Genomic DNA, 23,545 nt, shown 5'->3' on the forward strand with positions numbered 1-23,545 from the left:
ATGTACAACTTGCCCGATGAACGAGGCCATTTCGGCCAATATGGTGGCGTATTCGTCGCCGAAACGCTGATTCACGCGCTTTCCGAACTGCGCGAAGCCTACGCCAGATACAAGGACGATCCCGACTTCGTTGCCGAATACCGGCGCGAACTGAAGCATTTCGTCGGCCGGCCGTCTCCCATTTATCACGCCCAGCGCTGGAGCGAACTGCTCGGCGGCGCGCAGGTGTACCTCAAGCGCGAGGACCTGAACCATACCGGCGCCCACAAGGTGAACAACGTGATCGGCCAGGCGCTGCTCGCGCGGCGCATGGGCAAACCGCGCGTGATCGCCGAAACCGGGGCCGGCCAGCACGGCGTGGCCACGGCCACCATCGCGGCGCGCTTCGGCATGGAGTGCGTGGTCTACATGGGTTCCGAAGACGTCCACCGGCAGGCCGCCAACGTCTATCGCATGAAGCTGCTCGGGGCGACCGTGGTGCCCGTGGAGTCGGGTTCACGCACGCTGAAGGACGCGCTCAACGAAGCCATGCGCGATTGGGTGACGAACGTGGAGAACACGTTCTACATCATCGGCACGGTGGCGGGCCCGCATCCGTATCCGATGATGGTGCGCGACTTCCAGCGCGTGATCGGCGACGAATGCAAGGTGCAGATGCCCGAGATGACGGGCCGGCAGCCGGACACGGTGATCGCGTGCGTGGGCGGCGGGTCGAACGCGATGGGCATTTTCTATCCGTACATCGACGACAACACCGTGCAACTGATCGGCGTGGAAGCCGCCGGCGACGGCATTGAAACCGGTCGCCACGCGGCATCGCTGATGGGCGGCTCGCCCGGCGTGCTGCACGGCAACCGCACGTATCTGCTGCAGGATGAGAACGGCCAGATCATCGAGACGCATTCGGTCTCGGCCGGTCTCGACTATCCGGGCGTGGGCCCCGAGCACGCGTGGCTCAAGGACAGCGGTCGCGCGCAATACGTGCCGATCACGGACGAAGAGGCGCTCAAGGCGTTCCACGACTGCTGCCGCATCGAGGGCATCATTCCGGCGCTCGAGTCGAGCCATGCGCTGGCCTATGCCGCCAAACTGGCGCCGACGTTGCCGAAGGACAAGATCCTGCTGGTCAACCTGTCGGGCCGCGGCGACAAGGACATGCACACGGTCGCCGAGCGATCGGGCATCAAGTTCTGAGCGCCGCCGCGATGCGCGACGAGTTCGAAGCGCCGCAACCGGAGCGCGAGCCGGCCGTGCCTGCCAATCAGGCGGGCGTGGCCGGTTCCGCGCCTGCGGGCATTCGTCTCCTGAACCGCGATTTTCTGACCGAAGCGGCGAGCCTGCCGGATGCGTCGATCGACCTGATCGTGGCCGACCCGCCTTACGGCCTCGGTAAAGACTACGGTAACGACTCGGACATGCGGTCCGGCGAGGAATTTCTCGTCTGGACGCGCCAGTGGCTCGAGCTGGCCGTTCCCAAGCTCAAGCCCACGGGCTCGCTGTACATCTTCTGCACCTGGCAGTACGCGCCGGAAATCTTCTGCTTTCTGAAGACGAAGCTCACGATGGTCAACGAGATCATCTGGGACCGGCGCGTGCCGAGCATGGGCGGAACGACGCGCCGCTTCACGTCGGTACACGACAACATCGGCTATTTCGCGGTCTCGCGGGACTATTACTTCGATCTCGATCCCGTTCGCATTCCCTACGACGCCGCGACCAAGAAGGCCCGCTCGCGCAAGCTGTTCGAGGGCAGCAAGTGGCTGGAGCTTGGCTACAATCCAAAGGATGTCTGGTCGGTTTCGCGCCTGCATCGGCAGCATGCCGAGCGCGTGGACCATCCCACCCAGAAGCCTCTGGAAATCGTCGAGCGCATGGTGCTTGCCAGCTGCCCGCCCGGCGGCCGCGTGCTGGACCCGTTCATGGGCAGCGGCACGACGGCTGTAGCCTGCGCGCGCCACGGTCGCGAGTTTGTCGGCTATGAAATCAACGAAAGTTACTGCGCGATTGCGCGGGAGCGCGTGAGCGCGGCAACGCCTGCAACCAGTGGGGGCGTGCCTGCTGCTGTGGCGGCCGTTGAGCAGCGTGTCATGGACGGCGAAGCCGCTGCCGCGGGCGCTGCTCGGGCCACTGAAGCGGAGTCCGAACCGTGAGCCTGAGCGCCGGCAGAAGCGGGCGGGCAGACCTGCTCGGTCGCCTGCCTGAAGCCGGGTGCCACCACGCGCGAAGTGTGCAGTAACCCCTTTCCAGAGAAAAATTCCATGTCCCGTATCCAGAAGACCTTCGATGCACTCACCGCGCAGCGCCGCAAGGGGCTGATTCCGTTCATCACGGCGGGCGACCCCGATCCGAACCGCACCGTGGAATTCATGCACGCGCTTGCAGCGGGCGGCGCCGACGTGATCGAGCTCGGTGTGCCGTTTTCGGACCCGATGGCCGACGGCCCGGTGATCCAGCAGTCGTCGGAGCGCGCGCTCGCCAAGGGCGTGACGCTGCGTCACGTGTTGGCCGACGTGAAGCGCTTTCGCGAAAAGAACGGCACCACGCCGGTCGTCCTGATGGGCTACGCCAACCCGGTGGAGCGCATGGGCGTGGAGACGTTTGCCGCCGCCGCGAAGGACGCCGGTGTGGACGGCGTGCTGATCGTCGACTATCCGCCGGAAGAATCGGCGAATTTCGCCGAAAAGATGCGATCTTCTGGTATTGATCCGATCTTCCTGATCGCGCCCACTTCCACCGACGAGCGCATCGCCGAAGTCGGCCAGATCGCGAGCGGCTACGTCTATTACGTGTCGCTGAAGGGCGTGACCGGCGCCGGGCATCTGGACGTTTCCACCATCGAAGGTAAAATCGCGGCCATCAAGTCGCACGTACGCCTGCCGGTGGGCGTCGGCTTCGGCATCCGCGACGCGCAAACGGCGCGCGCGGTGGCCGAAGTGGCCGATGCCGTCGTGATCGGTAGCCGTATCGTGCAATTGCTGGAGCAGACCGCGCCCTCGGCGGCTGTCGGCGCCCTGACGCGCTTCATTACCGAAGTGCGCGAGGCCATCGACAGCGTGAGCGCAGCTGCACGGTAAAATTCGCCTTCACTTTCAACAGACTGCAGCCGGCTCCCCGGCAGCAGTGCTGCCCGAAGAAGGCTTACGAAGGAATCAGAATGAGCTGGCTGGATAAACTGCTGCCGCCCAAAATCAAGCAGACCGACCCGAAGAACCGCAAGGGGATTCCGGAAGGCCTCTGGATCAAGTGCCCGTCGTGCGAAGCCGTGCTGTATCGCAACGACGTGGAGGCCAACTTGCACGTCTGCCCGAAGTGCGACCACCACATGCGCATCGGGGCGCGGGCGCGGCTCGACGGCCTGCTCGACCCGGAAGGCCGCTACGAGATCGGCCAGGAGATCGTGCCGGTCGATGCGCTGAAGTTCAAAGACAGTCGCAAGTACCCCGACCGCCTGAAAGAAGCGATGGACGAAACCGACGAAACCGACGCGATGGTCGTCATGGGCGGCGCCATCCACACACTGCCGGTGGTGGTGTCGTGCTTCGAGTTCTCGTTCATGGGCGGCTCGATGGGCTCCGTGGTGGGCGAGCGTTTCGTGCGCGGCGCGCAGAACGCCATCGAGCAGCAGGTGCCGTTCATCTGCTTCACGGCTTCGGGCGGCGCGCGTATGCAGGAAAGCCTGCTTTCGCTGATGCAGATGGCCAAGACCACCGCCATGCTCACGAAGCTCGCTGAGGCCAAGCTGCCGTTCATCTCCGTGCTGACGGACCCGACGATGGGCGGCGTATCGGCGAGCTTTGCGTTCCTCGGCGACGTCGTGATTGCCGAGCCGAAGGCGCTGATCGGCTTCGCCGGCCCCCGCGTGATCGAACAGACGGTGCGCGAGAAGCTGCCGGAAGGCTTCCAGCGTGCCGAGTTCCTGCTGCAAAAGGGCGCGATCGACATGATCGTGGACCGCCGCAAGCTGCGTGAAGAACTGGCGCGGCTGATTGCGCTGCTGAGCCGCCAGCCGGCCGACGCCGTCGCCTGATAACGCGGGCGGCGAGCACGCCGCAGCGCCGCCCCGCCGCGGTCTCGGCCACCGTCGGCTTTTCAAACACGATTTGCCCCTGCGCGCCGCCAGCGAAAGCAAGCGGCGCGCTGTCATTTCCGCGATAATCGCAGCGCATATGACGACATTCCCCACTCTCGATGCGTGGCTCACGCATCTCGAATCCGCGCACCCGGTCGGCATCGACATGGGGCTCACGCGGATCGGCAAGGTCAAAGACGCGCTGCAACTGTCGTTCGCGTGTCCGATCATCACGGTTGGCGGCACGAACGGCAAAGGCTCCACGTGCGCGATTCTCGAAACGATCCTGCTGAAGGCCGGCTATAGCGTGGGCTGCCACACGTCGCCGCATTTGCTCTCGTTCAACGAACGCGCGCGCATCAACGGCCAGATCGCCACCGACGAAGAACTGCTGCCGCACTTCGAAGCCGTCGAGGCGGCACGCCGCTCGCTGCCGGAGCCCGTTTCGCTGACGTACTTCGAATTCACGACGCTCGCGATCATGCATCTGTTCGCCGCGCGCGGGCTCGATGCGGTGATCTTCGAAGTGGGGCTGGGCGGACGCCTCGACGCGGTGAACGTGCTGGACACCGACTGCGCGATCATCACCAGCATCGATCTGGATCACACCGAATACCTCGGCGACACGCGCGAAAAGATCGCGCTCGAAAAGGCCGGTATTTTCCGCGCAGGCAAGCCGGCCATTTGCGCGGACCCGGTGCCGCCGCAGACGCTTATCGACTACGCCGAAGAAATTGGTGCCGACCCGTGGCTCTTCGGCCGCGATTTCCGCTACGAAGGCCAGCCGGGCAGCGAGCGTCAGCAGTGGACCTACGCAGGCCGCACCATGCGGCGCGCCGCACTCGCGTATCCGGCGCTGCGCGGCGCGAACCAGCTGATCAATACGTCGGCGGCGCTTGCGGGTCTCGAAGCGCTGCGCGACCGCCTGCCGGTCTCGGCGCAAGACATACGCCTTGGCCTTGCCAACGTCGAGCTGCCGGGCCGCTTCCAGGTGCTGCCGGGCAAGCCGTCCATCATCTTCGACGTGGGCCACAACCCGCACGCCGCTGCGGTGCTCGCGCAAAACCTCGGCAGCATGGGCTATTTCCCGTACACCTACGCCGTGTTCGGATCGATGCGCGACAAGGACATTGCAGGCGTGGTGCGGCATCTGAAGAGCGAAATCGACCACTGGTGCGTGACCGATCTGCCGCTGCCGCGCGCCGCGAAGGCCGAGGAACTCGAGCACGTGCTGCGGGACGCCGGCGTGACGGACGGCCCGGACAGTAGCGTGGCGCGCTTCGAGTCGCCTGCGGCAGCGTTTCAAGACGCGCTAAAACGGGCAACCGAAAATGATAGAATCTTGGTTTTCGGAAGTTTCGTGACTGTCGCCGGCGTAATGGCGTGGCGCAAGTCACAGCAACACTGACAGGCGGCTCCCGGGCCCAGCGGACCAGCCATTCATGGGAATTTTCTCGTTCGGCAAGAAAGACGACGCACCGAGCCGGCGCGGCGCAGACTCCAGTGCTACGCGGGGCGGCCGAAATGCGCGCGTCGAGCGGCGCTCGCGCCGCACCGAACGTCCGGCGGCGGACGCCGACGCCATGCTGCTCGATCCCACCTTGCCCGAGAAGCAGCGGGCACGCCGGCGCCTCGTAGGCGCCATCGCGCTGGTAGTCGCGGCAATCGTCGTGTTGCCGATGGTGCTCGACTCGCACCCCAAGCCCGTCACCGACGACATCTCCATCGACATCCCCAACCGTCCCGTCGCGAAGGCCAGCACGGCTGTGCAGGACACCCAGGCGGGCGTCGCGCCCGACAATCCCCCGGCGCCGGATGCTGCGCCCGGTGCGTCGGGGCTGACGTCGGCAAGCCCGAATGTCGCGGTTGCTTCTTCCCCGGCGGCAGGCGCGAAGGCCTCAGCGAAGTCGGCCACGGCGGGGACGAGCAGTACGGCCAACAGCACCGCCAACAACTCGCCGGCCGCCCAGGCCGCGCCTTCGGCAGCGGCTCAGTCCACCAAACCTCACAGCAACGCCACCCAGGCGGCAAACAGCGCGACGAACGGCTCGGCAAACAACAGCGCGCGCGCAGCGAGAACCGAACCCAGCACAGACGCGGAAAAAGACACCGGCTCCCCGGCTTCTCCGCCCGGCGCGCGGTTTGCGGTGCAACTGGGCGTGTTTCCGGACGACGCCAGCGCCCGAAATTGGGCAGCGAAGTTGAAAGCGGCCGGAGTTCCCGCATATACGGAGCGTCGCAAGCAGGCGGACGGCTCCATGCGCACGCTTTTGCGCGCTGGTCCGTTTGCGGACCGCGCGGCGGCATCGGCGGCGATAGCGAAGGTGCGCGAAGCAGGCCTCGGCGCGGGCGCGAACGGCAGTAGCGGCCAGTCCGCGCAATAAGCCGCCGATGTTCACCGCCTTCGACTACGCTGTAATGGCGGTCATCGCGCTGTCAGCCTTGCGGGGCACGTGGCGCGGGTTTTTGTCCGAAGTGTTCGGGCTCGTGGGCTGGATTGTGGCGTTTCTGGTGGCGTGCCGGTTCGTTGGTCTGGTGGTGCCGTGGATTCCGGCTAACTGGCCGGGCGGCGCGCTGACCCAGTGGTTGATCGCATTCGTGATCATCGTGGTCGGCGTGATGCTCGTAGCGGGCGTGGCGAGCGCAGTGCTCAGCCGGCTCGTGCAGGCCACGGGCCTTTCCGGCGTGGACCGGTCGCTCGGGCTGTTGTTCGGCCTCGCACGCGGGGTCGTGCTGGTGCTGATTCTGGTCGCCCTTGCAGGCTTGACCGAGCTGCCCAAGCAAGCATTCTGGCGCGACGCGCTGCTGCGGCCCTACGCCGAGCAAGGCGTGCGTGAACTGAAACCGCTGCTTCCCGAGGCGCTTGCCGCTTACGTCCGCGTGTGACAGAGCGACAAGTCGAGGCGGGCAACCCGAGAGGCGTGCAACGCCGCGGCGTATCACCGGGTTCTCGATGCCCGCGCCGCTACCGATTTCGAATCTTTTGAAGGACATGCCATGTGCGGCATCGTAGGCGTAGTTTCCCGTTCCCCCGTCAACCAGCTGATCTATGACAGCCTGCTGCTTCTGCAGCATCGCGGTCAGGACGCCGCCGGCATCGCCACCGCGAACGGCAGCACGTTCCACATGCACAAGGCCAACGGCATGGTGCGCGACGTGTTCCGCACGCGCAACATGCGCAGCCTGCCCGGTACCTGGGGCATCGGCCAGGTGCGCTATCCCACGGCGGGATCGGCAACGAGCGAGGAAGAGGCGCAGCCGTTCTACGTGAACGCGCCGTTCGGCATCATCCTTGCGCACAACGGCAACCTCACGAACTGGCAGCAGTTGAAAGACGAGATGTTCCGCGTCGACCGCCGCCACATCAACACCAACTCGGACACCGAAGTGCTGCTCAACGTGCTTGCGCACGAATTGCAGCTTTCCAGCTCGGGTCTGCAACTCGACCCTGCGGCGCTCTTCAAGGCCGTTGCCGGCGTGCACCGGCGCGTGCGCGGCTCGTACGCGATCGTGTCGCTGATCGCCGACTACGGTTTGCTCGCGTTCCGCGACCCGTTCGGCATCCGCCCGCTGTGCATCGGCAAGATGGAAACGCCCGAGGGCACTGAATGGATGGTGGCTTCGGAATCCGTGGCGCTGGAAGGCATCGGCTTCGAGTTCGTGCGCGACGTGGCGCCGGGCGAAGCGATCTTCATCGACATCGAAGGCAATTTTCACGCGCAGCAGTGCGCGACCAACCCGAGCCTCAACCCCTGCATTTTCGAGCTCGTGTACCTGGCGCGGCCCGACTCGGTACTCGACGGCGTGCCCGTCTACAACGCCCGCCTGCGCATGGGCGACTATCTCGCCGAGAAGATTCTCCGCGTGCTGCCGCCCGACGTGAAGATCGACGTGGTCATGCCGATTCCCGATTCGTCGCGCCCGGCTGCGATGCAGGTGGCGGCGAAGCTCGGCGTCGAATATCGCGAAGGCTTCTTCAAGAACCGTTACGTGGGCCGTACCTTCATCATGCCGGGCCAGGCGGTGCGCAAGAAGTCGGTGCGCCAGAAGCTCAACGCCATGGGCATCGAGTTCAAGGGCAGGAACGTGCTGATCGTGGACGACTCCATCGTGCGCGGAACCACCTCGCATGAGATCGTGCAGATGGCGCGCGACGCGGGCGCGAATAAGGTGGTGTTCGCCTCGGCGGCGCCGCCCGTGAAGTTCCCGAACGTCTACGGCATCGACATGCCGACGCGCGGCGAACTCGTGGCCCACGGTCGTTCGGACGAAGAAGTGGCGCGCTTGATCGGCGCCGACGTTCTCGTCTATCAGGACGTGGAAGCGCTCAAGCAGGCCGTGCGCGACATCAACCCGGCGCTCAAGGGCTTCGAGGCTTCCTGCTTCGACGGCGACTACATCACGGGCGACGTGACCACGGAGTACCTGGACCGTATCGAGCGCGCGCGCCTCGCGCCGGATGCCCAGTCGGACCGCGATGCGGCCAGCGAAGCCATCGAAGGCGGCGTCGCCCGTTCGCAACTGCACTTGCAGCTTTCGGTGGAGTAAGCGCCCGGCAGCGCTGCCGGCGGCCGCGGTGATGAACCGCGGTCAGTCGTGATAGCATGGCGGCTTGCGTCGATTTGATCTCAGCTTGCGGACGCGGGGCAACCCAAAACAGCTAAAGCGACCGGTGCCGCAATCGCCCCGACGCTTGAAGCCGCTCAAGGTTGAAGCCACAGCCACACAGGCACCTCGCCAATTGCATGAAGCCCGCTTATGCCGACGCAAAGCGGGCTTTTTTGTTGTCCGCCGATGCCACGTGTTCCCATGCCACCGCATGGGAAACCACATAAGCACGAACGCGCATCGGCCCTGAAACGGAAACAGAACCAGCATGGACGATACCCTCAACTTCGATACGCTCGCCGTGCGTTCGGGCACGCTGCGCAGCGACTTCAACGAGCATTCGGAAGCCATCTTCCTCACGTCGAGCTTCTGTTTTTCGAGCGCTGCCGAGGCTGCCGAGCGCTTCAAGAACGCCGAAGAAGCGTACACGTACTCGCGCTTCACCAACCCTACCGTCTCGATGTTCCAGGACCGGCTCGCGGCGCTCGAGGGCGGCGAGGCGTGCATCGCCACGGCGTCGGGCATGGCGGCGATTCTCTCGGTGGTGATGTCGGCGCTTCAGGCCGGCGACCATATCGTCAGTTCGCAGAGCCTGTTCGGTTCCACGCTGGGCATGTTCTCGCAGATCTTCAGCCGCTTCGGCATAGCGACCACGTTCGTGGATCCGAAGGATCTCGATGCCTGGAAGAACGCCGTGCGCCCGGAAACGAAGATGTTCTTCCTCGAAACGCCGTCGAACCCGCTCACGGAAATTGCGGACATCGAAGCAGTCGGCAAGATCGCGAAAGCGGCCAACGCGCTCTTCGTCGTCGACAACTGCTTCTGTAGCCCCGCGTTGCAACAGCCGCTGAAATTGGGCGCGGACGTGGTCATGCATTCGGCCACCAAATTCCTTGACGGCCAGGGTCGCGTGCTGGGCGGCGCGCTCGTGGGTTCGCGCAAATTCATCATGGAGAAGGTGTTTCCGTTCGTGCGCAGCGCCGGACCTACGCTCTCGGCCTTCAATGCGTGGGTGCTGCTCAAGGGCATGGAAACGCTGTCGCTGCGCGTCGAGAAGCAGTCGGCGAACGCGCTGGAGATCGCGCGCTGGCTGGAGGCGCATCCTGCCGTGAATCGCGTGTTCTATCCGGGCCTCGAATCGCATCCGCAATATGCGTTGGCGAAGCGCCAGCAGAAGGCGGGCGGCGCGATCGTGTCGTTCGAGCTGAAGGGCGACACGCCCGAAGCGCAGCGAGCCAACGCATGGCGCGTGATCGACAACACGAAGATCTGCTCGATTACCGGCAACCTGGGCGACACGCGGACCACCATCACGCATCCGGCTACGACCACGCATGGCCGCATCACGCCGGAGGCGCGCGCGGCAGCGGGCATCACCGAAGGTCTGATCCGTCTCGCGGTGGGACTCGAAAATTCAGACGACATTCGCCACGACCTGGCGCGCGGTCTGGATACGAAGTAACCGATTGCGCGGCGCCGGCACGACGAGGCGGCAGCCAGCCGCGCATCAGAGCATCAGAAACACGAAACCAGACCGATCCGGCTCAGTGGCGCTGCATGCGCCACTGTCCGGGCGCTACGCCGAAGCGTCGTGAGAATGCGTGCGTGAAGGCGCTCTGATCTGCGAAGCCCACTTCGAGCGCGATGTCAGTGAGGGCGCGCCGCGGATCGGCAAGCAGCGTCACAGCCGTGTCCAGCCTCAGCCGCTGAAGGTAGCGATGCGGCGTTTCGCCGAACGCTTCGTTGAAGAGTTGATGAAAGCGGCGCATGCCGAAGCCGCAATGCGCGGCAAGGTCGGCGATACGCAGCGGTTCGGACAGATGCGTCCGTAACCAGCGGTCGATGCGAGCGAAGTCGAGCCCTGCGGATTGCACCGCCATCGCCTCAGGCGCCGCGCCCGCCTGCGCAACGATGCCCGCGCACAGCCGCGTGGCGGCATCCCAGCTGAAACGGCGCGTTCGCATGTCGGGCGCACCAGGCCACGGCGCGTCGCCTGCCGTGCGCATCGCGATATCGCGAACGAGCCGCACGAGTCCGCTATCCAGCGCGAGCGGTCTTGCCTGCGCGAAGAGCCGCTCAGGCACCGCGACGGACGCCGCCGGCAAGTCCAGCACCAGTTGCCGGTTCTCGCCGATGCCCGCGTAGTCGTGGCGCGCGCCTGCCGGCACCAGCCACGCGGAGCGCGCGTCGATCCGCTGCGCGACGCCGTCCACGGCCATCACCATCGTGCCGTCGAGCCCCAGCACGACCTGATGAAAGTCGTGCACGTCCGATGCCTCGATGTCGCCGTAACGGCGCAGCGAGACGCTGGGAGCGAGTAGTGGCGCGTGAGGGTGCGGCATCGCGGCAAGCCGTGCGACGGAAGGGGGGGCTCCTTCACGTCATCGGCGTCTCTCGCTCACTCAGACAGCCAGCAGTTCCACTTCGAACACGAGCGTCGCGTTCGGCGGAATCACGCCGCCTGCGCCGCGCGCGCCGTAGCCCAGTTGCGGCGGAATGGTGAGCTTGCGCACGCCGCCCACCTTCATGCCCTGCACGCCTTCGTCCCAGCCCTTGATCACCATGCCGCCGCCCAGCACGAACGCGAATGGGTCGTTGCGGTCTTTGCTGGAGTCGAACTTCTGCCCGTCGGTGAGCCAGCCGGTGTAGTGCACGGTGACGGTCCGGCCGGCCTGTGCTTCGGCGCCGGAGCCTTCGGTCAGGTCCTCGTACTGAAGGCCGGATGCGGTCGTGACGGTCGACATGAGTAACTCCTGGTTGCGGTAAAGGAAAAGTCGACATTGTAGGCGTATTGCCTTGCCCGCATGCTTTTCGCACTTCGCGAAGCCGGAGCTGGCCGGGGCGCCGGGAAAGGATGTCGGGCACGTTTCGTGCGCCGTCGGAACATCTTGGGCGCCGCCTATAATTCATTCGCCCTTCGCAGTCGCGCCTTGCTTCATTTCCTCCGACTTCTACGAGCTTCGTTCAAGGAATTCCGACCGTGGCAACGTCCCTCTCCCGTGCCGAACGCGTGGCACGTCTGTGTGCCGAAACCGCTCTCTTCATGCGCGACCATGTGCTCTCGGTGGTCTCGCACGACATGCGCAGTCCGTTGAATGCCGTGCACAGCTGGGCGTATGTGCTGGAGCGCAAGATCGACGCCGGCGACGCTACCGCGCAACGCGCGCTCACCGGCATTCGCACCGGCATCGAACAACAGGTCAAGCTGCTGGAGGACGTGGTCGACACGACCCGCAGTGAAACCAGGAAGCTCGCCATCGAACGCGAGCCGTTCGGATTGCGCGCGCTGGTGGATGCGGCCGTCGGCGAAGTTCGTGCCGGCCTCGCCGACGCGCGCGGCGTGACCATCGTGGTCGACACGCCGCTGACCTCCGAACAGGTGACCGGCGACCGCGAGCGCATCTCGCAGGCGTTGTGGCTGATGCTCACGTTCGCCACGGAAGCGAGCGCGCGCGGCGGCACCGTGCTGCTGGCGGCAGCGTCCATCGGCACCTCCGCGCATTTCAACGTGGCGTACTCGCCGTCGCCGCAGACGCTTACCGACGAATCGCTCCCGCATCTGCTCGAAGCCTTCGCGCGTCGGCAGGCGCAGGAGCCGCGCGAAGCCGGCCGCATTGCCTGGGTGTTGTCGCTCTGCCGGCGCGTGGCCGAAGCGCATGGCGGCGCGTTCGAGCAGGCCATGCCCGAGGCCGGCAAGAGCGCGACGCTCGCGCTGCACGTGCCGCTCATGGCCGGATGAGCGCGCCGCGGGCGGCAGCGCAGCCGTCGCCCGATGGCGTCCGTTTGCTTACATCCCACTTTCGGGCCCTATACTGACGACTTTTGTTGTTGGAGCCCGTCGTTTTGATCCAGGTTATCGCCCTTGTTGGCGCATTGCTGCTCGTAGCGCTCAATGGTTTCTTCGTCGCCGCGGAGTTCGGCCTCGTCAAGCTGAGACAAACACGCGTCCAGACGCTGGAAAAGCGTTACGGCATGCGCGGCAAGTTGCTCGCGCGCGTGCACGGCCGGCTCGATGCCTATCTGTCCGCCTGCCAGCTCGGCATCACGCTCGCATCGCTGGGCCTCGGCTGGATCGGCGAGCCCGCGTTCGCGGAACTGCTCACGCCGCTCTTCGAACTGATCGGCGTGACGTCGGAGCAGCTGATTCACGGTATTTCGCTGTTCTTCGCCTTCTCGTGCATTTCGTTTTTGCACATCGTGGTGGGCGAGCTTGCGCCGAAGTCGCTCGCCATTCGCGAGGCCGAGAAGATCGCGCTGTGGGTGGCCGCGCCGCTCTACGGCTTCTACTGGGTCATGTATCCGGCCATCTGGCTGCTCAACACGAGCGCGAACGGCGTGCTGCGCATGGCGGGCCTCGCGCAGACGCACAACACCGACGCGCAGTATTCCACCGAAGAACTCAAGCTTATTTTGCGCAGCCGCCGCACGCGTGCAGCGGGGCACGCGACGACGGGATCCACGGAGCCAGGAGGACCGACAGCAGCGCTCACGTCAGCCGGCACGAACGCCTACAGCGCGGACGAGTGGAACACCATCGCGCATTCGCTCGACTTCTCCACCATGACCGTGTCGGACCTCATGCGGCCCGCGCACGAACTGGTGAGCCTGCGGCTGGACCGGCCGTGGCAGGAGAACATGCAGGTGATCGCGCGGCATCGCTTCAGCCGCTATCCGCTGTTCGAAGATGCAAGCGGCGAGCACGTGGCCGGCGTCGTGCATCTGAAGGATCTTTTGCTTGCGCAGGAAAGCGACGCCGCGCATGGGAATGAAAGCCTGCGCCGCTACGCGCGTCCCGTGCAGTACGTCAAGCCTCAGATGCCCGCGCTCGAACTGTTCCGGCGCTTCCGCAAAGGCGTGCCGCACTTCGCGCTGGTGGGAAACAAGCGCGGTCGGCCGATGGGGTTCATCACGCTCGACAACCTGCTGGGCGCGCTCGTGGGCCAGATTCACGACGAGTTCCGCCAGAGCGACACCGACTGGACCCGCATGGACGACGGCACGCTGATGGGCAAGGGCAGCTTGCCTGTGGTGTCGCTGGAGCGGGCGCTCGGCATCGACATCGACGAAGGCCGCGCCGAATCGGTGGGCGGCCTCGTGATCCAGGCGCTCAACGACTTGCCCACCGAAGGTCAGCGCGTGTCGTTCGACCGCTTCGACGTGGTGGTCAAGAAGATGAAGGGCCCGCGCATCGTGCTCGTGCGCGTGTATCCGAAAGACCTTGAAGACCTGGGCGGCTGATTCCAGCCGCCGCAGTGGTCTGCTCAGTGGTCTGCGCCGTTGCCTGGCGGGGCTGGGCTATTCAGACTCAGGCACCCGGCACACCGTCTTCCAGCAGCACCGCCACCGGCATGGCCGCCAGCGCATCGCGCAGATAGAGCAGGCCATCGCCGTTCACCTTTTGCGCGGCCGGGCTCAGCAGATCCATCAGCGTGCGCGAGGCGAGTCCTGCGGGCATTTCGACGGCCGTGTCTTCCCACTTCGCCGGCTCGACGAGCGGCAGCCCCGAGCCGCTCTCCAGCAGCGGCGCCGCAAGGCGCGTGCAGATCACCACCACATAGCCGTTGCCGTGCTGACGCACGAACGCGATGGCGCGCTTCGCATGCGTGCCGCGCACCGTGAGCGGCAGATAGACGCCGGTGCCGAGCACCTCCGGCATTTGCGCACGCAACGCGAGCAGCCGCTGCACGACGCCGAGCTTCACGTGGCCGTTGCGCCACTCGCGCAGCCGTTCCGACGGCGGCGTGGGCGCGAGCGCGGCAGCACGCGCCGCAAAGTCCACGGGCCGACGATTGTCGGGATCCACGAGGCTGAAGTCCCATAGTTCGGTACCCTGATAAAGATCGGGCACGCCTGGCGACGTGAGTTGCAGCACCGTCTGTTGCAGGCTGTTCACGGCACCGGCCGGCGCGATGCGCTCCACGAAATCGCACAGCTCGCGCAGGAAACCATCGCGCCGCTGCGGTGCCAGGATGTCGAATAGAAAGTCGCGGCAGGCGCGCTCGAAGGCTTCGTCGGGGGCGTACCAGCTGGTGCGCTGCTTCGCTTCGCGCAGCGCCTTCAATTGCCACTGCGCGATGCGTTCGGCGAGTTCGCGGATGCCGCCTTCGTCGTCGGCGGCGAGACCAGGCGGCCAGCAGCCCACCAGCGTCTGATACAGCATGGCTTCGGCAGCGGGCCCGGGCGCCCAATGCTGCGGATCGGGGACGTTGCCCGCGGCATCGGACGCAGGCGCCACGGCTGGCGCGCCGCCCTCGACGAACCGCCGCAGCGGCGCGTTCACCGTGGACCAGCGGCGCAGCGCCGCGCTCCATTCGGGCGCGAGTTCGCTCAGCACCGCGAGCCGCGCGCGCACGTCTTCGCCGCGCTTGTGATCGTGCGTGGAGGTGGCCAGCATCGCGTGCGGAAAACGGCGGCGCCGTTCCTGATTGGCCGCATGAAACTGCTCGACCGTGATGGCGAACTCGCCCGCGTCCGCACCTACTTCGTTGCGCGAAAGCAGCCGGCCGTAGCGATAGCCCGCCGTGTCTTCGATCGCCTTCGCAGCGAGCGGCGCGGTGAGTTGCGAGAACAGCGTGAGCGCCGTGCGCTGCGAGGCGAGCGCGTGGCTGAATGGGGTCACGGGCGGCGCAGCGGGACGTGCTTTTTGCGCAGCCGCAGAAGTGGACGACTGAGGCTGCCCTTGTGCCTGCGTCTGCACCTGCGCTTGAGTCTGCCCCTGAGACGAACCCGCAGCTGCCGCCCGATGACCACGCCCATCGCGTGCGTCACGTGCATCCCGCTCCGCATCCCCCCCGCTCCCTCCGAGCCACGCGTCCACACGCGCCAGCACCTCGTGGTCGCTGCGCGAGAGCGTACGGCGCGCGCCGTCGAGCGCTTTCGCGAACCATTCGTTGTCGGCATTGGAGCGCAGGCCGATTTGCGGGTAGATACGGTAGACGGGGAAATGCACCGCCAGCTCGGCGACGACGCGGCGTATCGCGGCGAACGTGAAGTCGCGCGTGGTGGGATGGTCGCGTGCAATGCGGTGCAGCGCGCGCGTGGCGCGGTCCAGTTCGGCGGAAAGGTGTTCGGCGAGTATCTGGCGTCGTGCCGCGATGGCCTCGTCGGCGAACGAGGGCGAGGCGCCTGTCAGTTCGGCCCACGTCGCCGCGAGCGGCGCCGCGCCGTCCGGGTCGTGCAGCAGCGAGCCGACGTCGTTCATGAAGTCGTAGCCGGTGGTGCCGTCCACGGGCCAGTCGTCGCGCAGCCGCTCGCCGCGCCCCAGGATCTTCTCCACCACGATGTACGGATGATTGCCGCGCAGATCCACGAGCCGCTGCCGCAGGCGCTGGCAGTATTCGCGCGGCTCGGCGAGCCCGTCCACGTGATCGATGCGCACGCCGTCTATCAGCCCTTGCTCGTAGAGCCGGAACACGAGCGCATGCACGGCTTCGAACACTTCGGGCCGCTCCACGCGCACGGCGGCGAGCGTGCTGATGTCGAAGAAGCGCCGCCAGTTCACCTCGTCGGACGCCGTGCGCCACCACGCCAGGCGAAAGTGCTGGCGTTCGAGCAACCGATGCAGCCGCTCATGCGACACTGCCGCCGTGCCCGCGAACGCTTCGAGCGCAGGGTCGAACGCGGCTGGGCCATGTTGTGCTGCGAACGTGCGCAGCGCTTCGCGCCCCGCCGCTGCACGCGGTTGATCTTCGGGCTGCGTGGTGAGCCCTTCGAACGTCTGCGCGAGTGCGGTCAGTTCGGTGTTGTCCTCTGCGGCTTGCAGGATCGCGGCGTAATCCACGGGGCAGATGGGGCACACGTTGTCCCCGTAGACCACCTGAAAGCGGCCGCTGTCGGCGTGAAAGCGCAACGCGATGCGCCCCGCTTCCAGCTCTACGCCGTAGGGCGCGCCGAGGCACGGCATCAGCACCTTGCCGCGCAGTGCCGGGTCCGGCGAATGCCAGTCGATGTCGAAGTGCCGCGCGTACGCGCTATGACGTCCCCACTCGAGCACGTCGAGCCACCACGCGTTGTGGGCGCCGATGCCCATGTGGTTCGGCACGATGTCGATGACGAGCCCCATGTCGCGCTCGCGCAGCCTGGCGACAAGACGCTTCAGCCCGGCTTCGCCGCCCAGCTCTTCGTTGACCTGGCTGTAGTCCACGGCGTCGTAGCCGTGCAGCGAGCCGGGCCGCGCCGTCGTGATGGGCGATGCGTAGAGGTGGCTCACGCCCAGCGCAGCGAAGTAATCGAGGTGCTTCGCGGCGTCGTCGAACGTGAAGCCGGCGTGGAACTGGAGGCGGAGCGTGGCGCGTGGGACGGTCATGATCGATCAGGAGAAGGCGCCGACGGCGCGGGTGTTGCGGGTGTTACCGATGGTGCTGCCGTCGCCTCGCGGCTCGCAGCGCGAGCGCGGTCGACGGCGAGCAGGCGGTCGGAGAACGTGTCGTCGTCGAACATCTCGTCGACGGGCACGGTAAGGCGGCGACGCCAGTTCGGATGCTCGTCGATGGAGCCGGGCAGGTTCGGCTGGTCTTCGAGCGCGAGCAGATCTTCGAGCGGATACGTGACGAGCGGGCACGGCGTGGCAGCGACGAAGGCGAGCGCTTCGTCGAGCGGCGCCTCGTCCGCGGGCGGCGCGGGCACGTCGGGCGCGGCGACGCCTGCATGCTGGAACGCGGACCAGAGCGCGTCGCGGTCTGCCGCGCGTTCCTCGCGCGCCAGCTTCACCGGGTCGCGGCCATCGGCCCGCGGCGCGGTTTGTCCGATGCGGTGGCGCCACTCGATGTCCGTTCCGCTCCACCAGCCGCACACGGTGGGCAGATCGTGCGTCGTGGTGGTGGCCACGCCGTTGGCGTCCCACTGCGTGGGCGCCATGAAGCGCGAGCCGTCGCGCTCGAACCACAGCACGCGGATGCCGGAGAGCCCGCGTTCCGCGAGCCGCTCGCGAAAGCCCGGCGGCACCGTGCCGAGGTCTTCGCCGATCACGACGGCACGATGCCGCCACGATTCGAGCGCGATGAGCCGCAGCAGGTCGCCGAGCGGATAGCGCAGGTAGGCGCCGTTGCGCGCGCTTTCGCCTTCGGGCACGAGCCAGAGCCGGCGCAGCCCGAGAATATGGTCGATGCGCACGCCGCCCGCGTGGGCGAACGCGGCGCGCAGCATGTCGATGAACGCGCGAAAGCCCTGCGTGCGCATGGCGCGCGGCGAGAACGTGGTGAGCCCCCACGACTGCCCGGCCTGGTTGAAGAGGTCGGGCGGCGCGCCGACGGAGACGCCTTGCAGCATGTCTTCGGGCCAGGACCATGCGTGGCTGCCGGCACTGTCGCATCCCACCGCGAGGTCCGCGATCAGACCGATAGCCATGCCCGCGTCGCGCGCCGCGTGCTGCGCATGCGAGAGGCCCTTCGCGGCGAGCCATTGCAGGAAGAGGTGGAAGTCCACTTCGTGGCGATGCTCGCCGGCGAACGCATCCACTTCCGGCGCACGCGGATTGCGCAAGGCTTCGGGCCAGTCGCGCCAGTGGTGCGGGGCGCGGCCCTTGTCCTTGCCGTTGCGTTCATGCGCTTCGAGCTGCGCCGCGTGCAGCGCTTCGAACCGCGCGTGATCTTCGAGCGCCCGTCCGCCTCGTGTGCAGAAGTCCTCGAATTCGCGGGCGCGCGGCGAACCGTGCGCGCGCTCTTCAGCACAGAACCGTTCGAAGAGCGCGCGCAGCACGCGCAGCTTGTTGCGCACGGCGGGCGGCCAGTCGATGAGCGGCAGCGCTTCCAGCGCGGCGCGTTCGTCGGCAGCGTGCACCGAAGCGATGGCGGCCTGTGCCGCCTCTGTGCCGAACACGGCGGCAGGGTCGATGTGCGCGACGTTGAGCCATAACCGCGACGACGGCGCGTAAGGGCTGAAGCGTTGCGGCTCGGCGCTGAACATCGCATGGGTAGGGCTGATGGCGAGCGCGTGCGCACCGCGCTTCGCACTGGCTATCGCGAGCGAGGCCAGCGCCGTGTAGTCGCCCATGCCGCCGTCGTCCGCGCGGCGCAGGCCGTAGAGCTGCGCCGCGATGCCCCAGAGCGGCGGCGCATGCGCGGCCTCGCCGTGCAGCGCGTGCCATGCGTCGGCCACCGTGTGGCAGCGCTGCGGCGCCACGGCGAGCGTGATGCGCGTGTCGTTGAGCAGCAGGCTGTGATACCCCGGCTCGCCGATGGGCGCGAGCAACGGTGCTTCGCCGCGAGGCGCGGTGAAGCGTCCGTCGATCACGGCGCCGCTTTCCAGTTCGATGCGGTAATGGCTGCCCGACTTCACGCCGGCCACGGGCAGCGCGACGGCGCGGTCGCAATCCACGGAGATGAGCGGCGGCAGCTTGCGCCCCGCGTTCTCCGCTTCGAGCGCGGCGGCGCTCTGGCGAATCTGCGCCGCGCTGGAGCAGGGCAAGCCGATGCGTTCGAGCAGCACGGCCAGTGTTTCTTCGGGCACGCGCTGGGGATGCCCGTGCGCGTCGGACCATTCCACTTCGAAGCCCGCCGCCTCGGCGAGCTGCGCAATCGTGGTGGCGGTGCCGGTCGTACCGACTGTGCGTCGTGCGGGTGTCACGGGTTCGGCTCCGCGGGTTCGGCGCGTCGGGCGTCGTGGCCCAATGCGTATTCGCAGACGTCGCCCGTGAGCCACGCCACGCAGGCATACGCGGGCAACGCGTGATCGCGCACGTGGTCGCGGGCGCGCGGCGGCGTTTCGAACACCACCTTGCCCGCGGGCAATTCGGCAAGCGGCACGTCTTCGCCGCCGAGGTTCAGCGCGATGGTCAGCGTTTCGCCGTCGGAGAGGCGCCAGCGTGCGATGACGGCGGGCGCATCGTTGCCGTCGCGTGTCTTCAGTACGTCGGCGCCGGCCGCCTTCGCATGAGCGAGCCGCGGCGTAATGAGCTTCGCGCGCACCGCGAGCGCCGACTTGTAGAAGTGCATCCATTCGAGGCGCTCGCCGCTTGCATGCGCGACAGGATCGCCGCGCGGCGGCGACGATGCGGCGAACGTAGCGGGGTCGTTCGGATCGGGAATCTGCGCGCGGCGTTCGGGGTCGGCAAACGCGGAGAAGCGCGCGAACTCGCGGCGCCGGCCTTCGCGCACGGCGTCCGCGAGTTCGCCGGTGTAGTCGGTGAAGAAGAGGAACGGCTGCTTCGAGCCGTATTCCTCGTCCATGAAGACGAGCGGAATCTGCGGCGAGAGCAGCATGAGCGCAGTGGCCGCGCGCACGGGGTCGTCCTTGCAGAGCATGCGCAGCCGTTCGCCGAACGCGCGGTTGCCGATCTGATCGTGGTTCTGCAAAAACATCACGAATGCCGTGGGCCGCAGGTGGCCGCTCGGTTCGCCGCGTGGGGCGCCGTCGTGTGCGGGCGAAGGGTCGCCCTGATACGCGAAGCCTTCGCCCAGCACGCGCGCGAGCTTGCGCGCCGGTGCTTCGGCGTACGAACGGTAGTAGCCCTCCGTTTCGCCGGTCAGCATGACGTGCAGTACGTTGTGCGCGTCGTCGTTCCACTGCGCGTCGAAGTGCGATTCGAGCAGGCTTGCGTGATTGTGCTCGTTTTCCAGCACCAGATGCACGCGGCGCCCAGGCTCCACACGCGCGTGCACGTGGTCGGCCAGTTCGCGCAGCCAGCCGTCGTTTGCGATAGCGTGCACGGCGTCGATGCGCAGTCCGTCGAAGCGGTATTCGTTGAGCCAGTAGAGCGCGTTCTCGCAGAAGAAGTCGCGCACCTCCATGCGGTCGAAGTCGATGGCCTGGCCCCACGGCGTATGCGAGCCTTCCTTGAAGAACGGCTTCGCGTATTGCTGAAGGTAATTGCCGTCCGGACCGAAGTGGTTGTAGACCACGTCCAGAAACACCATGAGGCCCAGGCCATGCGCCGCGTCGATCAGCGCCTTGAGGTCTTCGGGCCGCCCGTAGGCCGAATCGGGCGCGTAGGGCAGCACGCCGTCATAGCCCCAGTTGCGCGTGCCCGGAAAGTCGTTGAGCGGCATGAGTTCGATGGCGGTCACGCCCACTTCCACGAGCGACGCGAGCCGCTTCGTCACGCCCGCGTAACCGCCCAGCGTGCCCACGTGCAATTCGTAGAGCACCGTCTCTTCCCAGGGGCGGCCTTGCCAGTGCGTGTGTTGCCAGCGGTACGCGCGCGGGTCGATTACTTCGCTCGGGCCATGCACGTCCTGCGGCTGGAAGCGCGAGGCCGGGTCGGGTATCGCCAGCTCGCCGTCGATGCGGTAGCGATACAGCGTGCCCGCGCCGCATGCCAGTTCGGCTTCGAACCAGCCGTTGCCGGCCGGCTGCATGTCGACGAGCGAGGCGTCGCCGCTGCTGTCGCAGCCGCCTTCCAGCTGCAACTGCACCGACTCGCACGACGGCGCCCACAGGCGAAAGCGCGTGCGCTGCGCGTCGCTGCCGACGCCTACCACCTGCGCGCCGAGCGGCAGGCAATGCGCGTAGTGGCGCGTGTTGGGATCCATCGCAGATTCGGACATGATTCATCCCATCGTGTGTTTTGTGCCGGGGCACTAAGCCTCGTGCGGCGGTTCGTTGCGGTGGCTGACGGGCGGCGCTTCGGGACCGTCGGCGGCAGCGTCGGGCGAGAGCGTGCCGGGGTCGGGCGGCAGGGCGGTCAGCAATCGTTCGCCATGCTGAGCACCTGGCATCCAGCCCGTCTGCCAGTCTGCCTCGCCCGAGGGCCGCGCGCCCAGCACGACCATCGTATGCGCCGCCACCTTGAGTTCCGTTGCGCCGAGCGGTCGCGTCGGCGCTTCGGGTTCTGCCGTATCCATCAGCACGTGCCATTCCAGATGCGGCGGAGGCGGCGTGAACGTGAGCGCGTCGCCGGATGCGTTGAGCATCATGAGCAGCACTTCCGTTTCGCCGTCCAGCGCGGCCCCCGCGCGGCGCAGCGTGAACGCGCGCCCTTCGGGGTCTTGCCATGCCTCGATGGAGAGCGGATCGCCGCGCTCGTCGAACCAGCCGATATCGTAGACACCCGGCAGCACTTCGCGGTCGCCGAAGAGAAAACGCGTTTCGCGCAGCAGCGGATGGTCCTTGCGCAGCGCAATGGCACGTGCGACGAACGCCGTCATTTTCCGGCCTTCGTCGGATGCGGCAAGCGACCAGTCATACCACGATAGTGCGTTGTCCTGACAGTACGCATTGTTGTTTCCTTGCTGCGTTCGGCATGCTTCGTCGCCGAGGAGCAACATCGGCGTGCCGAGCGCGATCAGGAGCGTAGCGAGCATGGAGCGCGACACGCGTTCGCGGGTTTCGCGCACCGCGGGGTCGTCGGTGGGCCCTTCGGCGCCCCAGTTCGCGCTCCAGTTTTCGTTGTGGCCGTCGTTGTTGCCTTCGCCGTTCGCCTCGTTGTGCTTGTGCGTGTACGAAACGAGGTCGGCCAGCGTGAAGCCGTCATGCGAGGTGACGAAGTTGACCGACGACCACGGCTTGCGAAAGCGCCGGTTGAAAAAGTCCGCCGAGCCCGTGAGCCGCGCGGCGAGATCGGGCCGCTGGCCCGGGTCGCCGCGCCAATAGCGCCGCACGCTGTCGCGAAAGCGGTCGTTCCATTCCGCGAAGCCCGGCGGCAGGTTGCCGAGCTGATAGCCGCCGGGGCCGATGTCCCACGGCTCAGAGATGAGCTTGCATCGCGAGAGCACGGGGTCCTGACGCAGCACGTCGAAGAAGCCGGAGCCCGGATCGAAGCCCGTGGCCTCGCGGCCCAGCGTCACGCCCAGGTCGAAGCGGAAGCCGTCCACGTTGTACGAGGTGGCCCAGTAGCGCAGCGAATCGATCACCATCTGCAGCACGCGCGGATGCGAGAGATTGAGCGTGTTGCCGCAGCCCGTGTCGTTGATGTGATGCCGTTCGTCGCCGGGAATGAGGCGGTAATAGCTCGCGTTGTCGAGCCCGCGCCAGCACACCGTGGGCCCCAGTTCGTTGCCTTCGCAGGTGTGGTTGTAGACCACGTCCAGAATGACCTCGATACCGGCCGCATGCAGTTGCCGGATCGCGATGCGCATTTCGTCGGGATGATGCGTGGAGAGATACGCGGGCTCCGGCGCGAAGAACGCGGCCGTGTTGTAGCCCCAGTAGTTGTGCAGGCCGCGCGCCACGAGGAAGCGGTCGTGCAGGAACGCATGCACGGGTAGCAGCTCCACGGCGGTCACGCCCAGCTTGTGCAGATGCTCGATCACGCCCGGCGCCGTGAGGCCCGCGAAGGTGCCGCGCTCGTGCGGCCGCAAATCTTCGCGCTGCATGGTGAGGCCGCGCACGTGCGTCTCGAGAATTACGCTGCTGCCCCACGGCACGTTGGGGCGCACGTCGTGCGACCAGTCGAAGGTGCTGTCCTCTACCACGCACTTGGGCATGGCGGGCGCGGAGTCGCGTCGGTCGATGGAAAGGTCCAGCCGGTTCGAATGCACGCGATAGCTGAAGAGCGCATCCGACCAGCGGAACTGCCCGACGAGGCGCCGCGCGTACGGGTCCAGCAACAGCTTGTGCGGATTGAAGCGATGCCCGTGCTGCGGCTGATACGGACCGTGCGCGCGAAACCCGTACACGGTGCCCGGATGCGCGCCGGGCAGATAGCCGTGCCAGACCTCGTCGGTGCATTCGGGCAGCGTGTAGCGCGAGATTTCCTTGCGGCCGGTCGGATCGAACAGGCACAGCTCGATGCGCCACGCGTTCGCCGAAAACACTGCGAAGTTGGTGCCGAGTCCGTCCCAGGTGGCTCCGAGCGGGTAAGGCGCACCCGGCTGAAGCCGGTCCGGCAGGATGTTCGACATGAACGCGATTTCCTCTTGTCAGTTGTTCAGTGGTGCAGCGGGCGGCGCCCGGCGTGTGGCGTTTGCATGGCTGTGTTTCGCTTCAGCGAGC

17 protein-coding genes are annotated in these 23,545 nt (G+C 66.7%); 11 read left to right on the top strand and 6 right to left on the bottom strand.

The genetic code is table 11. The annotated features are described in order from the left end of the window. The 9 genes from trpB (at position 1) to U0042_RS04545 (ending at position 10,139) form a co-directional block, all read left to right on the top strand. Positions 1-1,194: a tryptophan synthase subunit beta gene (trpB, locus tag U0042_RS04505; protein WP_114812827.1), complete on the top strand. Its 1,194-nt coding sequence runs from the start codon at positions 1-3 to the stop codon at positions 1,192-1,194. An 11-nt stretch (positions 1,195-1,205) separates the two neighbouring features. Beyond that, positions 1,206-2,150, top strand: a complete 945-nt coding sequence (locus U0042_RS04510) for a DNA-methyltransferase (protein WP_114812829.1) — start codon at positions 1,206-1,208, stop codon at positions 2,148-2,150. A gap of 108 nt (positions 2,151-2,258) precedes the next feature. Continuing rightward, on the top strand, positions 2,259-3,074 hold the full coding sequence (trpA, locus tag U0042_RS04515; RefSeq protein ID WP_114812831.1) for a tryptophan synthase subunit alpha: 816 nt from the start codon (positions 2,259-2,261) through the stop codon (positions 3,072-3,074). Positions 3,075-3,154: 80 nt separating this feature from the next. Further along, positions 3,155-4,027 (top strand): acetyl-CoA carboxylase, carboxyltransferase subunit beta, encoded by an 873-nt coding sequence (gene accD / locus U0042_RS04520; protein ID WP_017773261.1) that lies wholly within the window; start codon positions 3,155-3,157, stop codon positions 4,025-4,027. A gap of 139 nt (positions 4,028-4,166) precedes the next feature. Then, positions 4,167-5,477 carry a bifunctional tetrahydrofolate synthase/dihydrofolate synthase gene (gene folC, locus U0042_RS04525; protein ID WP_114812833.1) on the top strand — a complete coding sequence of 437 codons (1,311 nt, stop codon included), beginning with the start codon at positions 4,167-4,169 and terminating at the stop codon, positions 5,475-5,477. 34 nt (positions 5,478-5,511) lie between these two features. Next, positions 5,512-6,453, top strand: coding sequence for an SPOR domain-containing protein (locus tag U0042_RS04530; protein WP_114812835.1), 942 nt, complete (start codon positions 5,512-5,514; stop codon positions 6,451-6,453). 7 nt (positions 6,454-6,460) lie between these two features. Next, positions 6,461-6,955, top strand: coding sequence for a CvpA family protein (locus U0042_RS04535; RefSeq protein ID WP_114812837.1), 495 nt, complete (start codon positions 6,461-6,463; stop codon positions 6,953-6,955). 111 nt (positions 6,956-7,066) lie between these two features. Beyond that, positions 7,067-8,617 carry an amidophosphoribosyltransferase gene (gene purF / locus U0042_RS04540; protein ID WP_114812839.1) on the top strand — a complete coding sequence of 517 codons (1,551 nt, stop codon included), beginning with the start codon at positions 7,067-7,069 and terminating at the stop codon, positions 8,615-8,617. Between the two features lie 328 nt (positions 8,618-8,945). Then, the gene (locus tag U0042_RS04545; protein WP_114812841.1) at positions 8,946-10,139 is read left to right on the top strand and encodes an O-succinylhomoserine sulfhydrylase; all 1,194 of its coding nucleotides are present in this window, start codon (positions 8,946-8,948) and stop codon (positions 10,137-10,139) included. An 82-nt stretch (positions 10,140-10,221) separates the two neighbouring features. Here the strand turns inward: U0042_RS04545 and U0042_RS04550 are convergent, their stop codons facing one another. Together U0042_RS04550 and U0042_RS04555 are read right to left on the bottom strand one after the other, a co-directional pair. Next, positions 10,222-11,019 carry an AraC family transcriptional regulator gene (locus tag U0042_RS04550; RefSeq protein ID WP_114812843.1) on the bottom strand — a complete coding sequence of 266 codons (798 nt, stop codon included), beginning with the start codon at positions 11,017-11,019 and terminating at the stop codon, positions 10,222-10,224. Between the two features lie 60 nt (positions 11,020-11,079). Then, on the bottom strand, positions 11,080-11,421 hold the full coding sequence (locus U0042_RS04555; RefSeq protein WP_114812845.1) for an FKBP-type peptidyl-prolyl cis-trans isomerase: 342 nt from the start codon (positions 11,419-11,421) through the stop codon (positions 11,080-11,082). A gap of 236 nt (positions 11,422-11,657) precedes the next feature. Between U0042_RS04555 and U0042_RS04560 the strand changes: the two genes are divergently transcribed. Together U0042_RS04560 and U0042_RS04565 are read left to right on the top strand one after the other, a co-directional pair. Then, entirely contained in the window at positions 11,658-12,416 is a 759-nt protein-coding gene (locus U0042_RS04560; RefSeq protein ID WP_114812847.1) for a sensor histidine kinase, read from the top strand. Between the two features lie 104 nt (positions 12,417-12,520). Further along, complete coding sequence (locus tag U0042_RS04565; RefSeq protein ID WP_114812849.1) at positions 12,521-13,915, top strand: hemolysin family protein; 1,395 nt, start codon at positions 12,521-12,523, stop codon at positions 13,913-13,915. A gap of 67 nt (positions 13,916-13,982) precedes the next feature. Here U0042_RS04565 and treY read toward each other — a convergent pair whose 3' ends face one another. From treY to glgX, 4 genes are read right to left on the bottom strand one after another with little or no spacing between them, the layout of a single operon-like run. Continuing rightward, complete coding sequence (gene treY, locus U0042_RS04570; RefSeq protein ID WP_114812851.1) at positions 13,983-16,982, bottom strand: malto-oligosyltrehalose synthase; 3,000 nt, start codon at positions 16,980-16,982, stop codon at positions 13,983-13,985. Further along, positions 16,979-19,240 carry a 4-alpha-glucanotransferase gene (gene malQ, locus U0042_RS04575; protein WP_114812853.1) on the bottom strand — a complete coding sequence of 754 codons (2,262 nt, stop codon included), beginning with the start codon at positions 19,238-19,240 and terminating at the stop codon, positions 16,979-16,981. Before malQ ends, treY begins: the two co-directional genes overlap by 4 nt. Next, positions 19,237-21,159, bottom strand: coding sequence for a malto-oligosyltrehalose trehalohydrolase (gene treZ / locus U0042_RS04580; protein ID WP_114812855.1), 1,923 nt, complete (start codon positions 21,157-21,159; stop codon positions 19,237-19,239). The genes malQ and treZ overlap by 4 nt, the downstream gene beginning before the upstream one ends. Before the next feature lie 33 nt (positions 21,160-21,192). After that, positions 21,193-23,454, bottom strand: a complete 2,262-nt coding sequence (gene glgX / locus U0042_RS04585) for a glycogen debranching protein GlgX (RefSeq protein WP_114812857.1) — start codon at positions 23,452-23,454, stop codon at positions 21,193-21,195. Positions 23,455-23,545 lie beyond the last annotated feature (91 nt).

The organism is Paraburkholderia kururiensis (genome assembly GCF_034424375.1).
Classification (GTDB): domain Bacteria; phylum Pseudomonadota; class Gammaproteobacteria; order Burkholderiales; family Burkholderiaceae; genus Paraburkholderia; species Paraburkholderia kururiensis_A.

Bases quoted from the DNA above. Each gene is read 5' to 3' on its own strand.
- trpB (WP_114812827.1), top strand. From the start codon at position 1: ATGTACAACTTGCCCGATGAACGAGGCCATTTCGGCCAATATGGTGGC.
- U0042_RS04510 (WP_114812829.1), top strand. From the start codon at position 1,206: ATGCGCGACGAGTTCGAAGCGCCGCAACCGGAGCGCGAGCCGGCCGTG.
- trpA (WP_114812831.1), top strand. From the start codon at position 2,259: ATGTCCCGTATCCAGAAGACCTTCGATGCACTCACCGCGCAGCGCCGC.
- accD (WP_017773261.1), top strand. From the start codon at position 3,155: ATGAGCTGGCTGGATAAACTGCTGCCGCCCAAAATCAAGCAGACCGAC.
- folC (WP_114812833.1), top strand. From the start codon at position 4,167: ATGACGACATTCCCCACTCTCGATGCGTGGCTCACGCATCTCGAATCC.
- U0042_RS04530 (WP_114812835.1), top strand. From the start codon at position 5,512: ATGGGAATTTTCTCGTTCGGCAAGAAAGACGACGCACCGAGCCGGCGC.
- U0042_RS04535 (WP_114812837.1), top strand. From the start codon at position 6,461: ATGTTCACCGCCTTCGACTACGCTGTAATGGCGGTCATCGCGCTGTCA.
- purF (WP_114812839.1), top strand. From the start codon at position 7,067: ATGTGCGGCATCGTAGGCGTAGTTTCCCGTTCCCCCGTCAACCAGCTG.
- U0042_RS04545 (WP_114812841.1), top strand. From the start codon at position 8,946: ATGGACGATACCCTCAACTTCGATACGCTCGCCGTGCGTTCGGGCACG.
- U0042_RS04550 (WP_114812843.1), bottom strand. From the start codon at position 11,019: ATGCCGCACCCTCACGCGCCACTACTCGCTCCCAGCGTCTCGCTGCGC.
- U0042_RS04555 (WP_114812845.1), bottom strand. From the start codon at position 11,421: ATGTCGACCGTCACGACCGCATCCGGCCTTCAGTACGAGGACCTGACC.
- treY (WP_114812851.1), bottom strand. From the start codon at position 16,982: ATGACCGTCCCACGCGCCACGCTCCGCCTCCAGTTCCACGCCGGCTTC.
- treZ (WP_114812855.1), bottom strand. From the start codon at position 21,159: ATGTCCGAATCTGCGATGGATCCCAACACGCGCCACTACGCGCATTGC.
- glgX (WP_114812857.1), bottom strand. From the start codon at position 23,454: ATGTCGAACATCCTGCCGGACCGGCTTCAGCCGGGTGCGCCTTACCCG.